General features: G+C 70.9%; 11 protein-coding genes. 7 read left to right on the top strand and 4 right to left on the bottom strand.

Annotated features, from left to right (window positions below; all coding sequences use genetic code 11):
* Positions 1-257 precede the first annotated feature (257 nt).
* The 7 genes from AB0E14_RS10560 to AB0E14_RS10530 all read left to right on the top strand — a co-directional run bounded on the left by AB0E14_RS10560 (position 258) and on the right by AB0E14_RS10530 (position 7,070).
* Entirely contained in the window at positions 258-1,106 is an 849-nt protein-coding gene (locus AB0E14_RS10560) for a M24 family metallopeptidase (protein WP_362414682.1), read from the top strand.
* Entirely contained in the window at positions 1,103-2,884 is a 1,782-nt protein-coding gene (locus AB0E14_RS10555) for an SDR family oxidoreductase (protein ID WP_362414680.1), read from the top strand. The genes AB0E14_RS10560 and AB0E14_RS10555 overlap by 4 nt, the downstream gene beginning before the upstream one ends.
* 112 nt (positions 2,885-2,996) lie before the next feature.
* Positions 2,997-3,968 (top strand): MerR family transcriptional regulator, encoded by a 972-nt coding sequence (locus tag AB0E14_RS10550; protein ID WP_362414678.1) that lies wholly within the window; start codon positions 2,997-2,999, stop codon positions 3,966-3,968.
* Between the two features lie 134 nt (positions 3,969-4,102).
* A complete protein-coding gene (locus AB0E14_RS10545) occupies positions 4,103-4,645 on the top strand; it encodes an RNA 2'-phosphotransferase (protein WP_362414844.1) in 543 nt (180 codons plus the stop codon).
* A 43-nt stretch (positions 4,646-4,688) separates the two neighbouring features.
* Positions 4,689-5,141 (top strand): hypothetical protein, encoded by a 453-nt coding sequence (locus tag AB0E14_RS10540; RefSeq protein WP_362414676.1) that lies wholly within the window; start codon positions 4,689-4,691, stop codon positions 5,139-5,141.
* Between the two features lie 65 nt (positions 5,142-5,206).
* Entirely contained in the window at positions 5,207-6,109 is a 903-nt protein-coding gene (locus AB0E14_RS10535; protein WP_362414674.1) for an LLM class flavin-dependent oxidoreductase, read from the top strand.
* Positions 6,110-6,212: 103 nt separating this feature from the next.
* Positions 6,213-7,070: a Cof-type HAD-IIB family hydrolase gene (locus tag AB0E14_RS10530; RefSeq protein ID WP_362414672.1), complete on the top strand. Its 858-nt coding sequence runs from the start codon at positions 6,213-6,215 to the stop codon at positions 7,068-7,070.
* Positions 7,071-7,181: 111 nt separating this feature from the next.
* On the opposite strand, the gene AB0E14_RS10525 is transcribed toward AB0E14_RS10530, so the two are convergent.
* The 4 genes from AB0E14_RS10525 to AB0E14_RS10510 are packed head-to-tail and all read right to left on the bottom strand — an operon-like array spanning position 7,182 to position 15,130.
* Positions 7,182-8,894, bottom strand: coding sequence for a GAF domain-containing protein (locus tag AB0E14_RS10525; RefSeq protein ID WP_362414669.1), 1,713 nt, complete (start codon positions 8,892-8,894; stop codon positions 7,182-7,184).
* 20 nt (positions 8,895-8,914) lie between these two features.
* Positions 8,915-12,589: a thiol reductant ABC exporter subunit CydD gene (cydD, locus tag AB0E14_RS10520; RefSeq protein ID WP_362414667.1), complete on the bottom strand. Its 3,675-nt coding sequence runs from the start codon at positions 12,587-12,589 to the stop codon at positions 8,915-8,917.
* Positions 12,590-12,595: 6 nt separating this feature from the next.
* Positions 12,596-13,603 carry a cytochrome d ubiquinol oxidase subunit II gene (gene cydB, locus AB0E14_RS10515; RefSeq protein WP_362414665.1) on the bottom strand — a complete coding sequence of 336 codons (1,008 nt, stop codon included), beginning with the start codon at positions 13,601-13,603 and terminating at the stop codon, positions 12,596-12,598.
* 18 nt (positions 13,604-13,621) lie between these two features.
* Complete coding sequence (locus tag AB0E14_RS10510; protein ID WP_362414663.1) at positions 13,622-15,130, bottom strand: cytochrome ubiquinol oxidase subunit I; 1,509 nt, start codon at positions 15,128-15,130, stop codon at positions 13,622-13,624.
* Positions 15,131-15,223: the final 93 nt, after the last annotated feature.

Here is a 15,223-nt window from a genome sequence, read left to right as displayed (position 1 = left end):
CGCCACAGCAGTCGTCAGCCCAACGGCTCGATCCGTATCCGACTCCAGACGTACAAGCCCGTAGGGGAGTCGAGACCAAAGTCTTTCGCCGACCCCGTGCCGGGCCCGTCGCCGGTCCGGCGCCGGGTCCCGCGCGGCTGGTTTTCCACAGGGGCTCCTGCACACCCCTTGACGCAGCCGTCAGCCATTGTCACATTCATCAGTGTCACGTTACGGGCACGTAGCGCACACGTATGTTCACGGGACGGACGGGTGGCATGACCTCAGCAGTGGCAAGCGAACTGACCGCGGAACTGCGCGGGTTCAGAGAAGTGCAGCGCCTGTCGTACGCGTGCGCGGAAGCCGTCGCGGCGCAGTTGCGACCGGGTGTGACCGAGCGCGAGGCCGCGAAGATGCAGCGCGACTGGCTGCACGAGCGGGGTGTACGGGACTGGTTCCACCGTCCCTTCGCCTGGTTCGGCGACCGCACGGCCTTCGTCGACTTCAAGATCCCGCTGCAGTTCTTCCCCACGAACCGGCGCCTCGAAGCGGGGATGCCCTTCATCCTCGACATGGCGCCCGTCTTCAAGGGCTACACCGCGGACATCGGCTACTCCGGCTGCCTGGGCCTCAACCCGGTCCACGACAAGCTGCTCACCGATCTGAAGGCGCACCGCGAGCTGATCCTGACCGAGGTCCGCGAGCGCCGCTCGCTGCGGGAGATCTACGAGGACGTGGACCGGCTCATGGTCCGCCAGGGCTACGCCAACCGGCACCGCGCGTACCCCTTCGGCGTGATCGCCCACAAGATCGACCGGGTCAGGGAGCGCCGCTGGTCGCCGACGCTCTTCGGCTTCGGCACCCAGTCGCTCAAGGGCCTCGCGAGCGACGCGATCCACGGCCACCGCGACGGCTGGTCGCCGCTCTGGTCGCCGTACACGTTCTCCGACCACCCGCCCCAGCCGGGGCTGTGGGCGGTCGAGCCGCACCTCGGCTTCCGGGGTACGGGCGCGAAGTTCGAGGAGATCCTTGTGGTCACCGACTCGAAGGACCCGGAGCAGAGCGCCTTCTGGCTGGACGACGACCTGCCGCACGTGCGGCGCTGGAACGAGGAGGGGGCGGTATGAGCGCGGGACTGACGGGGGCGCGGGAGCGCTGGGTCCGGACGGGCGGGATCGAACTGTGCGTCGCCGAGCTGGGCGCCGCCGACCGTCCGACGGTCCTCCTGGTGCACGGGTACCCGGACTCCAAGGAGGTCTGGTCGGAGGTCGCCCACCGGCTCGCCGAGCGGTTCCACGTCGTCCTGTACGACGTCCGGGGCCACGGCCGGTCCACGGCGCCGACCCCGCTGCGGGGCGGGTTCACCCTGGAGAAGCTGACGGACGACTTCCTCGCCGTCGCCGACGCGGTGAGCCCGGACCGGCCGGTGCACCTGGTCGGGCACGACTGGGGCTCGGTGCAGTCCTGGGAGTTCGTGACCGTGCCCCGAACGGAAGGCCGCATCGCCTCCTTCACCTCGATGTCCGGCCCCTCCCTGGACCACTTCGGGCACTGGATCAAGCAGCGCATGACCAGGCCCACCCCGCGCAGGGTCGGCCAGCTCCTGGGCCAGGGCGCCAAGTCCTGGTACGTGTACATGCTGCACACCCCCGTCCTGCCCGAGCTGGCCTGGCGCGGACCGCTCGGCAAGCGGTGGCCGAGGCTTCTGGAGCGGGTCGAGAAGGTCCCGGCCGGGGAGTATCCGACGCCGTCGCTGCCGAACGACGCCGCGCACGGCGCCTGGCTGTACCGGGACAACGTCCGCCCGCGGCTGAGCCGGCCCCGCGCCGACGCCTACGCCCACGCTCCCGTGCAGCTGATCACGCCCACCGGTGACGCGTTCCTCTCCGAGCGGCTCTACGACGACCTCGCCACCTGGGTCCCCGAGCTGACCCGACGCTCGCTGCCGGCCAAGCACTGGGTCCCACGCACCAGGCCCGACCAGCTGGCCGCCTGGATCGGCGACTTCGTGCGGGCGAACGAGGACCCGGCGGCCAAGGCCCCGGTCACGGCCGCGAAGAGCACGGCCGACCCCGTGTACGCCGAACGGTTCGGCGGCCAGTTGGTCCTGGTCACGGGCGCGGCCAGCGGTATCGGCCGGGCCACCGCCTTCGCCTTCGCCGAGGCGGGCGCGCGGGTCGTCGCGGTCGACCGGGACGGCGAGGGCGCGGTCCGCACGGCCGAGATGGCCCGGCTGATCGGCGCCCCGGAGGCCTGGGGGGAGACCGTCGACGTCAGTGACGAGCAGGCCATGGAGAAGCTCGCGGCGAAGGTCGCGAGCGAGTACGGAGTCGTCGACGTCCTCGTCAACAACGCGGGGATCGGCCTCTCGGGCTCGTTCTTCGCGACGACCAGCGAGGACTGGAAGAAGGTCCTCGACGTCAATCTCTGGGGCGTCATCCACGGCTGCCGGATCTTCGGCGGTCAGATGGCCGAGCGCGGCCAGGGCGGCCACATCGTCAACACCGCTTCCGCCGCCGCCTTCCAGCCCTCCCGCGCCCTGCCGGCCTACAGCACGTCGAAGGCCGCCGTGCTGATGCTGAGCGAGTGCCTGCGCGCCGAGCTGGCCGGCCAGGGCATCGGTGTCTCCGCGATCTGCCCGGGGATCGTGAACACCAACATCACGGCGACCGCCCGCTTCGCGGGAGTAGGCGAGGAGGAGCAGAGCCGCCGCCAGAAGAAGGCCTCCCGGCTGTACGGGCTGCGCAACTACCCTCCGGAGAAGGTCGCGGACGCGATCCTTCGGGCGGTCGTGCGCAACGAGGCCGTCGTCCCCGTCACCCCCGAGGCGCGCGGCGCCCACGCGCTGTCCCGCATCGCGCCCAGGGCCCTGCGCGCGATAGCCCGGCTCGAGCCGCCCGCCTGAGGGGCGTACGGGCGGCGTAGGGACCGTACGATCCGTGGCGGGCCGACCCGTGCGTGAGAGCGCGACGCGGAACGCGATCGGGGGCGGCAGGAGCGAGCGGCTGGGAGTGGGCGTGGCGGAGCAGACGGCACAAGGGGCGCCTTCGGCGCAGGGATCCCCGGTGGAGTACCGGATCGAGGACCTCGCCCACCACAGCGGTGCCACGGTCCGGACGATCCGCGCCTACCAGGACCGCGGTCTGCTCCCCCGCCCCGAGCGCCGCGGCAGGTCCAACGTGTACGGGGACACCCATCTGGCGCGGCTCCGGCAGATCGCCGACCTGCTCGACCGCGGCTACACCCTGGCCTCGATCAAGGAGTTGTTGGAGGCCTGGGACGCGGGGCGCGGGCTCGGCGGCGTGCTGGGTCTGGTCGCCGAGGTCGACGGGCCGTGGACGGACGAGGAGGCCGACCGGATCTCCCGCGCGGAGCTGGACGCCACCTTCGGCGGCAAGCCCGACGAGGACGCGATCAGAGAGGCGATCGAGCTCGGCGTCCTGGAGCGGATCCCGGACCGGGACGACGAGTTCCTGGTCCCGAGCCCCCAAGAGCTGGCTGTCGCGGCCGAGTTGTACGAGGCGGGCGTTCCCCTGACCGCGATCTCCGGGCACCTGAGGGAACTTCGCGTCCAGGTCGAGCACATCGCCTCGCGCTTCCTGGAGTTCACGACCGAGCACGTCTTCGCCCGCTATCTGGAACACCGGCCGCCGACGGACGCCGATGCCGCCGAGGCGGCGGCGATGGTGCGCCGGCTGCGGCCCCTCGCGCAGCAGACCGTGGACGCGGAACTCGCCCGTGCGATGCGCCTGTTCGCCACCCGGCACCTCCAGCACCATCTGTCCTCCGCACCCCCGCCCCTGCGGGGCGACGAGCCGCGCCCGGTGACCCTCCCGGCCGGGACGATTCGGTCGGTTCAGCGGCTGGTTGGCGCGGAGAACGTGGCGGCCTTCGTCACTGCCGCCACCGAAAGAGAGGTACAGGCAAGGACATTGGATGCACTCTCCTCAAATGGCCCTGAAAAAGGATCAATAGACCAAGTCATCTGATAGCGGGCGGACGTTGTCCACAGAATCGCCAATTCCCCTGTGGATAACTCAAGTTGGCTGTGGATCAAACATCCGAACCGAAATCATTGGTCGCGGGATCCGCGCTCCGTCATGCTGGCGCCATGAACCCACCCATGGACGAGAGACGCACCGTGAAGGTGTCCAAGTACCTCTCGAAGCACCTGCGGCACCAACCCGAGCGGATCGGCCTCGTCCTCGATCCGAACGGCTGGACCGAGATCGACGCCCTCCTGCGCGCGGCCGGCGACCACGGCTTCCCGATCACCCGGGCCGAGCTGGACCACGTCGTCGCCGCCAACGACAAGAAGCGCTTCGCCATCGACGGCGACCGGATCAGGGCCAGCCAGGGCCACACGGTCCAGGTCGACCTCGATCTGCCGCCCGCGCAACCGCCCGCGTACCTCTACCACGGTACGGTCGCCGCCAGTCTGGACGCCATCCGAGCCGAGGGCCTGCGCCCCATGGCCCGTCACCACGTCCACCTCTCCCCCGACCGGGAGACCGCGACCCGCGTCGGCGCACGGCGGGGCCGCCCGGTGGTCCTGAGCGTGGACGCGGGCGCGATGCACCAGGCAGGCCACGTCTTCCACGTCAGCGCCAACGGCGTCTGGCTGACCGACGCCGTACCCCCGGAGTTCCTCCGCTTCCCCGGCTGAATCCGGCGGGCCCAGCCCGGAACCCTCGGGCATGATCGTTCCCATGGCCCACCCCCACCTGCCCACCACAGAATCGGCCGTCACCGCGCTCCGCGAGACCGCCCGCGAGTTCGGCCTGGAGATGAAGGTCACCGACGACATCGGTGCCGACCAGACCTCCCGCCGGACCTCCGCAGGCGCCTTCACCGTGCTCGACGCGGACGGCTCGCTCCCGCACGAGGCCTTCGTCGAGCTCGGCGGCAGCCCCGCCATGACCGTCCAGCTCTTCCCCGAGGACGACGCGAAGATCGACGTCGACGGCGTGGAGTTCGCGGACATCCCCCGCGACGCCGTCCCCGCCTTCGTCCGTTCCGTCCACGGCGGCCTGGCCCACGTGAAGGGCAAGTTCTTCCCGCCCGGCTGGTGGCTGATCGTGCCCCTGCCCGGCGACGAGACGTACAAAGAACTCGTCCTGCGCGGCACACTCACCCCCTGGATGAGCGGACGGGTCCGCTGACGGGGACGCCCATCGCCAGGGCCGAGTCCGACGGAGGCGACCGGGCCCGCCGTAGGCTCGGGTCCATGACCCTGCGCCTGAGCACCGTGATCCTTCCCGTCCACCGCTGGCACGACGGCGGCCGCGAGCGCTGGCAGCGTGCCGAGGAGCTCGGCTTCCACGCCGGCTACACCTACGACCACCTGTCCTGGCGGACCTTCCGCGACGGACCCTGGTTCGGCGCCCTGCCCACGCTCACCGCCGCCGCGACGGCCACCGAGCGGCTCCGCCTCGGGACTCTGGTCACCTCGCCCAACTTCCGCCACCCGGTGACGCTCGCCAAGGAGCTGATCTCCCTCGACGACATCTCGAACGGCCGGGTCACCCTCGGCATCGGAGCCGGCGGCGAGGGCTTCGACGCGACCGTGCTCGGCCAGGAGGCGTGGACGCCCAGGGAGCGGGCCGATCACTTCGGCGAGTTCCTACCGCTGCTCGACCGGCTGCTCACCACGGACGCCGTGACCGAGCAGGGTACGCACTACTCCGCCGTCGAGGCCCGCAACATCCCCGGCTGCGTCCAGCGCCCGCGCCTGCCCTTCGCCGTCGCGGCGACCGGGCCGCGCGGTCTGAAGCTCGCCGCCCGCCACGGCCAGGCCTGGGTGACGACCGGCGACCCGAAGTTGTACGAGGAAGGCACGCCCGAGCAGTCCGTGGCGGCCATCCGGGGCCAGATCGAGAAGCTCGGCAAGGCGTGCGCGGAGATCGGCCGGGATGTCGCCGAGCTGGACAAGATCCTGCTCACCGGCTTCACCCCGGACCGAGGACGGCCCCTGGAGTCCCTGGGCGCCTTCGTCGACTTCGCTGGACGGCACAAGGAGCTCGGGATCACCGAGATCGTGATCCACTGGCCGATCCCCGACTCGGACTTCGCCGCCGACCAGCGCGTCTTCGAGCAGATCGCCACCGAGGCTCTCGCCCAGCTCGCCTGACGAGCCACCGATCGTCCGACGCACGTCTGGGAGGAGGCAGCACCGTCCTCTCAGATGTGCGCCCCTTCGCACGCCCGTGCACGAAGTGCGGAACAATGGATCGGTGACCTCACCCCACTCCGCGCGCCGCGCCGCCCCGGCCCCCCGACTCATCGCCACCGACCTCGACGGCACCCTGCTGCGCGACGACAAGTCCGTTTCGGAGCGCACGGTCGCCGCACTCGCCGCGGCCGAGCGGGCCGGCATCGAGGTCTTTTTCGTCACCGGACGCCCGGCCCGCTGGATGGACGTCGTCAGCGACCATGTCCACGGCCACGGCCTCGCGATCTGCGCCAACGGAGCGGCCGTCGTCGACCTGCACTCCGGCGGCACGTTCATGGAGGTACGCCCGCTGCCTCGGGACGTGGCGCTCGACGTCGTGGCGGCGCTGCGTGAGGCCGCCCCCGGCACCTCGTTCGCCGTCGAACTGACGACAGGCATCCACTACGAGCCGCTGTACCCGCCGTTCTTCCTCGACCCGGGTGCCACCGTCGCCTCCGCCGAGAAGCTGCTCTTCGAGGAGGAGCCGGGTGCCGCCGCCCCCGTCCTCAAGCTCCTCGCCCAGCACCCGGACCTGGACCCCGACGCCTTCCTCGCCACGGCACGGGCGGCCGCGGGCCATCTGGCATCGTTCACGCGTTCCAGCCCGACCGCCCTCCTGGAGATCAGCGGGCCCGGCGTCTCCAAGGCCTCCACCCTGGCCCTCTGCTGCGCCGAACGCGGCATCTCCGCCGAGGAGGTCGTCGCCTTCGGTGACATGCCGAACGACATCGAGATGCTCAGCTGGGCCGGCCGTTCCTACGCGATGGGCAACGCGCACCCGGACGTGGTCGCCGCCGCCTCCGGTCGTACGGTCGACAACAACGAGGACGGCGTGGCCACCGTCATCGAGCGGATCCTCGCCGGCACCCTCGACGACTGAACCGGGCCCGCTCCAGGCCCCGCAGAGCCCGTACCCTCGGGGCCCGCAGAGAGGCCGTGCCCTCCGGGCCCCGCGAGGCCCGGGCCCCTCCAGGGCGACCCCGGTGGCCGCCTACAGGGGCGCCTGCCAGACCACCGTCGTACCGCCGCCGTCCTCGCCGATGCCCGGTCCGCACCAGCTCGACCCGCCCAGCGACTCCGCGCGTCGCGCCAGGTTCCGCAGTCCGCTGCGTCGCCCGCCCTCCGGGATGCCGACGCCGTCGTCCGCGACCGAGAGCCGGACGCCGGCGGTGCCGTCCGGCAGCTCCACGCCCGAGTCGACCACGACCTCGATCCTGGTGGCCTGGGAGTGCCGGAAGGCGTTGGACAGCGCCTCGCGCAGCGCCGCGATGAGGTTCTTGCCGGTGAGTTCGCCGACCGTCGAGTCGATCGCACCGAGGAAGCGGTGCGCGGGCTTGAAGCCGAGTGGCACGGCGGCCATGTTGATCTCCCGCAGCACGCGGGTGCGCAGCCCGGAGGGGGCCTCGGCGGGCCCCTGCTGGAGGGCGAAGATCGCGGTACGGATCTCCTGGATGGTGACGTCGAGTTCGTCGACCGCCTTGCCGACGCCCTCGCGTACCGCGGGCACGATCGACTTCCGCTGGGCGCTCTCCAGCATCATCCCGGTGGCGAAGAGCCGCTGGATGACCAGGTCGTGCAGGTCGCGGGCGATCCGGTCGCGGTCCTCGTAGACGGCGAGCCGTTCCCGGTCGCGCTGGGCCTCGGCCATCATCAGGGCGAGCGCCGCCTGCGAGGCGAACTGTGTCCCGAGCGTCCGCTCGGCCTCCGTGAACGGCCGGGCGCCACGCGCGCGTGGTGTGGCGAGCGCCCCGAGCACCCTTCCGCCGCTGTGCAGGGGCAGCAGCATGCTGGGGCCGTACTCGGCGGCCACACGGCTGATCATGCGCGGGTCGGTCGAGGCGTCGTCCACGAACACCGCCTCGCCCTCCAGGAGCCGGTCCACCACAACGCTCTCGGGCGGAATCACGACGCCGAGCGACTTGCTCGGCACGTCGGAGGAGACGGCGACGATCTCCAGGCCGCCGTCCTCCGCCGGCAGCAGGACGATCCCGGCGGCCGCGTCCGCGAGCCTGCGGGCCTGTTCGGCGACCACCGTCAGGGCGTCGTCCGCGTCACCGCCGGAGAGCAGGGCGGTGGTGACGGCCACGGACCCGTCGATCCAACGCTCGCGCTGCCGGGCCGCCTCGTAGAGCCGGGCGTTGCCGATGGCGATACCCGCCTCGGTCGCCAGGACGCGGACCATGTGCACGTCGTAGTCGTTGAAGTCGCCGCCGTCGATCTTCTCCGCGAGGTACAGGTTGCCGAAGGTCTCGCCCTGGACCTTGATCGGAACCCCGAGGAAGGTCCGCATCGGCGGATGTCCGGGCGGGAACCCGGCGGAGCGGGGGTCGGTGGACAGATCGGCGAGGCGGATGGTCTGCGGGTCGCGGATCAGCGCACCGAGCAGCCCCGCGTGTCCGTCGGGTCGCCGGCCGATCCGACGGGCGGTCTCCTCGTCGACACCGAAGGTGACGAAGTCGGAGAGGCCCTTGCCCTCCTCGTCGACGACACCGATCGCCGCGTAGCGGGAACCGGCGAGCTCGGCCGCGGTCTCGCAGATCCGGTCGAGCGTGGAGTGCAGTTCGAGCCCGGTACCGACCGAGCGCATGGCCTCCAGGAGCTGCGGCACGCGCGCGGTGAGCTCCGTGGACAGCCCCTGGAGGCTGCGGGTGGCCTGGGTGGCGGCTTCCAGGGGGTCCGGGAGATCGGGCACGGCGGCGGTCATGGGCTTGAGCCTAGTAAGTCCTATTTGGCGAGAAAAGTCGGGCGCTCCGATGTCGCGCTCGTCGTCTGCCCCGGGGTCCGTCCCACCGCCCCTGCCGCGGTCCGCCCCACCGGTCCTGCCGCGGTCCGCCCCACCGGTCCTCCCGGCGCGAGCAGCAGGTCCGTCTCGTGCTCCTGCTCCAGCATCCGCCGCAGCGGCCCCTCGGCCCGCGCCAACTCCGCGTACGGCCCGCGCTGCACTGTGCGGCCCGCGTCCAGGACCACCACCTCGTCGACGGCGTCGAGGCCGTGCAGCCGGTGGGTGATGAGGACCGTCGTACGCCCCTCGGTGGCCCGCAGCAGATCGTCGGTGAGCGCGTCCGCCGTGGCCAGGTCGAGGTGTTCGGCCGGCTCGTCCAGGACGAGGACGGGGAAGTCGGCGAGGAGGGCGCGGGCGAGCGCGAGGCGCTGCCGCTGGCCGCCGGAGAGCCGCGAGCCGTGCTCGCCGACCAGGGTGTCCAGACCCTCCGGCAGGCTCTCCACCCAGCCCAGGAGCTGTGCCCGGCCCAGCGCCGCACGCAGCTCGTCGTCGCTCGCGCCGGTGCGGGCGAGCCGCAGGTTCTCGCGGATGGAGCTGTCGAAGATGTGGGCGTCCTGGGCGCAGAGCCCGACGAGTCGGCGGACGTCGTCCCCGTCGAGCTCGGCCGCCTCCACTCCGCCGATCCGGTACGAACCGGACTCGGCGTCCAGGAAGCGCAGCAGCACCTGGGCGAGCGTGGTCTTGCCCGATCCGGACGCGCCGACGACGGCGACGCGCCGCCCGGCTTCAAGGGTCAGGGCGAAGTCGCTGAGCGCGGCGGTCCGACGGCCCGCGTGGCGCGCGGAGAGACCGTCGACCTCCAGTGGGAAGGGGTGCGACGGGGCTGCGACAGGTCGCTCGGGCTCTCGTACGGGGACGGGTGCGTCCAGCACCTCGTACACCCGCTCGGCGCTGCGCTTGACCCGCTGGCGGTACTGGACGGCGAGAGGCAGTCCTGTGACGGCCTCGAAGGCGGCGAGCGGGGTCAGCACGAGCACGGCGAGCGTGACACCGTCGAGGCGGCCGTCACGGACCGCTTGGACGCCGACGAGCGCGGCGGCGGCCACCGTCAGACCGCAGGCGAGCGCGGAGAGCCCGGCCCCGATGGCGGTCGCGACGGCCTGCCGCGAGGAGATGGACGTGAGCGTACGGTCGGCCCCGCGGGCCCGGTCGATACGGTCCTTCAGCGCTCCGGCGACCGTCAGTTCCGCGCAGCCGCGCAGCAGGTCCACGACCGTGACGGTGAGGGCGCCTCGGGCGGGGGCGAGCCGACGCTCGGCGCGGCGGGCGATCGCCCCGCTCAGCAGCGGCACGGCCACCCCGGCACCGAGCAGGCCCACGGCGAGGACGGCCCCGGCCTCGGGCAGCAGCCAGGCGGTGAACCCGACGGAACCGACACCGACGACGAGGGCCGCGCCCGCGGGCAACAGCCAGCGCAGCCAGTAGTCCTGGAGCGCATCGACGTCCTGGACGAGCCGGGACAGCAGGTCGCCGCGCCTGCTGCGGCGCAGACCGGCGGGGGCGATGCGCTCGAGGCGCTGGTAGACGGCGACCCGCAGTTCCGCGAGCATCCGCAGAACGGCGTCGTGGGAGACGAGCCGCTCGGCGTACCGGAACACGGCCCTGCCGATGCCGAACGCCCGCGTCGCCGTGACGGCGACCATCAGGTAGAGCACCGGGGGCTGTTCGGAGGCGCGGGAGATGAGCCACCCGGACACCGCCATGAGCCCCACGGCCGATCCCAGCGCCAGACTGCCGAGCAGCAGAGCGAGTCCCATCCGGCCTCGCAGCGCTCCGGCCATGGCGCGGATGCGCCCGAAGACCGACCGGCCCCCTGCCGCGTCGGCCCCCTCGACGGGGCCCGCCGCGGCAGGCACGCCCTCACCGGCGGACCCGGGGGAGCCGACAGAGCCGTCAGAACCAGCGGGACCCGTAGCAGCGGCGGGCTCTTCCCACCCGCCCCGCTCGGCCGGCACCGACTCGTCAGGAGCGCCGGCCCAGCCGAGTTCGACCACGCGGTCCGCGACCGCGAGCAGGGCCGGGCGGTGCACGACGAGCAGGACCGTGCGGCCGGCCGCGAGCCGACGGACCGCGTCGACCACCGCCGCCTCGGTCTCACCGTCCAGCGCTGCCGTGGGCTCGTCCAGGAGCAACACCGGCCGGTCGGCCAGGAACGCGCGGGCCAGCGCGAGACGCTGGCGCTGACCGGCGGAGAGACCCGCGCCGTCCTCGCCGAGCAGGGTGTCCACACCCTCCGGCAGCGCATCGAGGAAGCCGTCCGCACCGGCGTCCCGCAGGGCCTGCCGTACCGCCTCGTCGGAGGCGTCCGGGCGGGCCAGGCGGATGTTCTCGGCGATGGTGCCCACGAAGAGATACGGCCGTTGCGGCACCCAGGCGATCCGCGACCGCCACTCCTCCACGTCCAGCGAGCCGAGTTCCGCGCCGCCGACACGGACCGAGCCGCCGGCCTCCGGAGCGGTGAACCCCAGCACCACGTCGAGGAGCGTCGACTTGCCGACGCCGCTCGGCCCCACCAGCGCGACCGTCTCACCGGGCTCCACCACCAGCGAGGACCGGTCCAAGGAAGCTTCGGAACGGCCCGCGTGACGAACGGTCACGTTCTCCAGCTCGATACGGGTCGAGGACGGCACCGCGGCCGTGCCGTGCTCGGGCGCGGGGTTCTCCAGGACCTCGAAGATCTCCTCGGCGGCGGCCAGCCCCTCCGCAGCAGCGTGGTACTGCGCCCCCACCTGGCGGATGGGCAGATAGGCCTCGGGAGCCAGGACGAGGATGACCAGTCCGGTGTACAGGTCGAGCTCACCATGGACCAGCCGCATGCCGATCGTGACCGCGACCAGCGCCACCGAGAGCGTCGCGAGGAGTTCCAGGGCGAAGGAGGAGAGGAAGGCGATGCGCAACGTCTTCATCGTCGCCCGCCGGTACTCGGACGTGATGACGCGGATGGATTCGGCCTGCGCCTTGGCACGGCCGAAGACCTTGAGCGTCGGAAGGCCGGCCACAACGTCGAGGAAGTGGCCCGACAGCCGGGACAGCAGCTTCCACTGCCGGTCCATCCGGGCCTGGGTGTACCAGCCGATGAGGACCATGAAGAGCGGGATGAGCGGCAGGGTGACGACGATGATCGCCGCCGAGATCCAGTCCTCGGTGACGATCCGGGCGAGCACCGCCACGGGCACGACCACCGCGAGCCCCAACTGCGGGAGGTAGCGCGAGAAGTAGTCGTCGAGCGCGTCGACTCCGCGCGTCGCGAGGGCGGCGAGCGAACCCGCCTTCTGGCCGCTGAGCCAGCCCGGGCCCAGCGTGGCCGCCCGGGCCAGGAGCCGGCCCCGCAGTTCGGACTTGACCGCCGCGCTGGCCCGATGGGCGGCCAGCTCGGTCAGCCAGGAGACCAGCCCCCGCCCCGCCGCCACTCCGGCGAGCAGCAGCAGGGGCGTGGTCAGATCGGAAACCGACAGACCCTTCTGGAAGGCGCCCACCACGACCTCGGCGATGAGCATGGCCTGGGCGACGACCAGCGCCGCCCCCGCCAGGCCGAGCGCCACGACCGCTCCGAGGAAGAAGCGGGTGGCCCTGGCGTACCGGAGCAGACGCGGATCGATCGGTTTCACGTGAAACATCCCCCACTAGTGAGCGGCGTCAGGCGCGATGTGCTGCGTGCCGATCCGCTTGCGGAACACCCAGTACGTCCAGCCCTGGTAGAGCAGCACCAGCGGAGTGGCGATCGCTGCACACCAGGTCATGATCTTCAGGGTGTACGGGCTCGATGACGCGTTCGTCACGGTAAGACTCCACTCGGGGTTGAGCGAAGACGGCATGACGTTCGGGAACAGGGTGAAGAAGAGCATCGCCACCGCCGCGGCGATCGTGATGCCCGAGAGCGCGAACGACCAGCCCTCGCGCCCCACCTTGATCGCCCCGATGGCGCCGACCAGCGCCACGACGGCGACGAGCATGGCGCCCAGGCTCCAGCCGTCGCCCTTGTCCACCTGGGTCCAGATGAGGAAGCCCAGCGCGAGGACGGCCGTGACCAGACCGAGCTTCAGCGCGAGCGCCCGGGCCCGGGCCCGGATGTCCCCCACCGTCTTGAGCGCGGCGAAGACCGCTCCGTGGAAGGTGAAGAGAGCCAGCGTGACGAGGCCGCCGAGGATCGCGTACGGGTTGAGCAGGTCGAAGAAGGTGCCGACGTACTCCATGTCGGCGTCGATCTTCACGCCGCGCACGATGTTGCCGAAGGCCACGCCCCACAGCACCGCGGGGATCAGGGAGGTCCAGAAGATGGCCTCCTCCCAGTTGCGCTGCCAGTTCTCCTCGGGCCGCTTCGCCCGGTACTCGAAGGCGACACCGCGGACGATCAGACAGACCAGGATGATCAGCAGCGGCAGGTAGAAGCCGGAGAAGAGCGTGGCGTACCACTCGGGGAAGGCGGCGAAGGTCGCGCCACCCGCGGTGAGCAGCCACACCTCGTTGCCGTCCCAGACGGGCCCGATGGTGTTGATCAGGACCCGCTTCTCGGCGCGGCCGCGAGCGAGCAGCTTGGTCAGGACGCCGACCCCGAAGTCGAAGCCCTCCAGGAAGAAGTAGCCGATCCAGAGGACGGCGATCAGTACGAACCAGACGTTGTGGAGTTCCATGCCTCGATCTCCTGAGCCTCAGTACGAGAAGGCCATGGGCCGGTCGGGGTCACGGTGGTCCCCGCCGATCTTGGTGGGCGGGTTGAGGTCGGCCTCGGTGAGCTCGGGCGGTCCGGCCTTGACGTACTTCACCAGCAGCTTGACCTCGATCACGGCCAGGACCGCGTAGAGCAGGGTGAAGACGATCATCGAGGTGAGGACCTCGCCCTGCGAGACGCCGGGGGAGACCGCGTCCCTGGTGCGCAGCACGCCGTAGACGACCCACGGCTGCCGGCCCATCTCCGTGAAGATCCAGCCCCACGAGTTGGCGATGAGCGGGAAGGCCGTGGTCCAGAGAGCGACGATCCAGTACCACTTGGCGAAGCGGGGGCTGAGCGCCTTCCGCTTGAACAGCACCAGATTCGGCACTTCGTCTTCACCGGTCCGCATCCCCGGCGACAGCAGGAACTTCTTGCGGGTCAGCCAGAGGCCGATCATGCCGACCGCAAGCGAGGCCATGCCGAAGCCGATCATCCAGCGGAAGCCCCAGTAAGCGACGGGGATGTTGGGCCGGTAGTCACCGGGCCCGAACTTCTCCTGCTCGGCCTTGTTGATGTCGTTGATGCCCGGGACGTACGAGTTGAAGTCGTCATTGGCCAGGAAGGACAGCAGTCCCGGGATCTCTATGGCCACCGTGTTGTGACCCTTGTCCACATCGCCGTACGCGAAGATCGAGAACGGCGCGGACTCCTCGCCGTCCCAGAGCGCCTCGGCGGCGGCCATCTTCATCGGCTGCTGCTTGAACATGACCTTGCCGAGCAGGTCGCCGCTGATGGCCGTGCCGAGTCCGGCGATGATCAGGGTGATCAGGCCGAGCCGCAGCGAGGTCCGCATGACCGGGATGTGCTTCCGGCGGGCCAGGTGGAAGGCGGAGATGCCCACCATGAAGGCGCCACCGACGAGGAACGCGGCCGTCATGGTGTGGAAGAACTGGGTGAGCGCGGTGTTCTGCGTCAGGACCAGCCAGAAGTCGGTGAGCTCGGCCCGACCGCGCTCCTCGTTGATCCGGTAGCCGACCGGGTGCTGCATCCAGGAGTTGGCCGCCAGGATGAAGTACGCGGAGAGGATGGTGCCGATCGACACCATCCACATGCAGGCCAGGTGGATCTTCTTCGGCAGCTTGTCCCAGCCGAAGATCCACAGGCCGATGAACGTGGACTCGAAGAAGAACGCGATCAGCGCCTCGAAGGCGAGCGGCGCACCGAAGATGTCTCCGACGAAGCGCGAGTAGTCGGACCAGTTCATGCCGAACTGGAACTCCTGCACGATGCCGGTGACGACACCCATCGCGATGTTGATCAGGAAGAGCTTGCCCCAGAACTTCGTCGCCTTGAGGTACTTCTCCTTCTCCGTCCGCACCCAGGCCGTCTGAAGGCCGGCTGTGAGCGCGGCAAGGGAGATCGTCAGGGGGACGAAGAGAAAGTGGTAGACGGTGGTGATGCCGAACTGCCATCGCGCCAGAGTCTCTGGCGCCAGAGCTAGGTCCACGTCGTCTTCTCCTTACATCGCCGTGGTCACATCGGCAGTTTGCCCCTTTAATCCCACCTATTACGGGAGGAACAGGGACACGCTTGTGAACGC

The organism is Streptomyces sp. NPDC047981, from assembly GCF_040653315.1.
In the GTDB taxonomy this organism is placed as follows: Bacteria; Actinomycetota; Actinomycetes; order Streptomycetales; family Streptomycetaceae; genus Streptomyces.
Note: the sequence above shows the minus strand (reverse complement) of the source record. Positions and strands in the feature narration are given on the sequence as shown.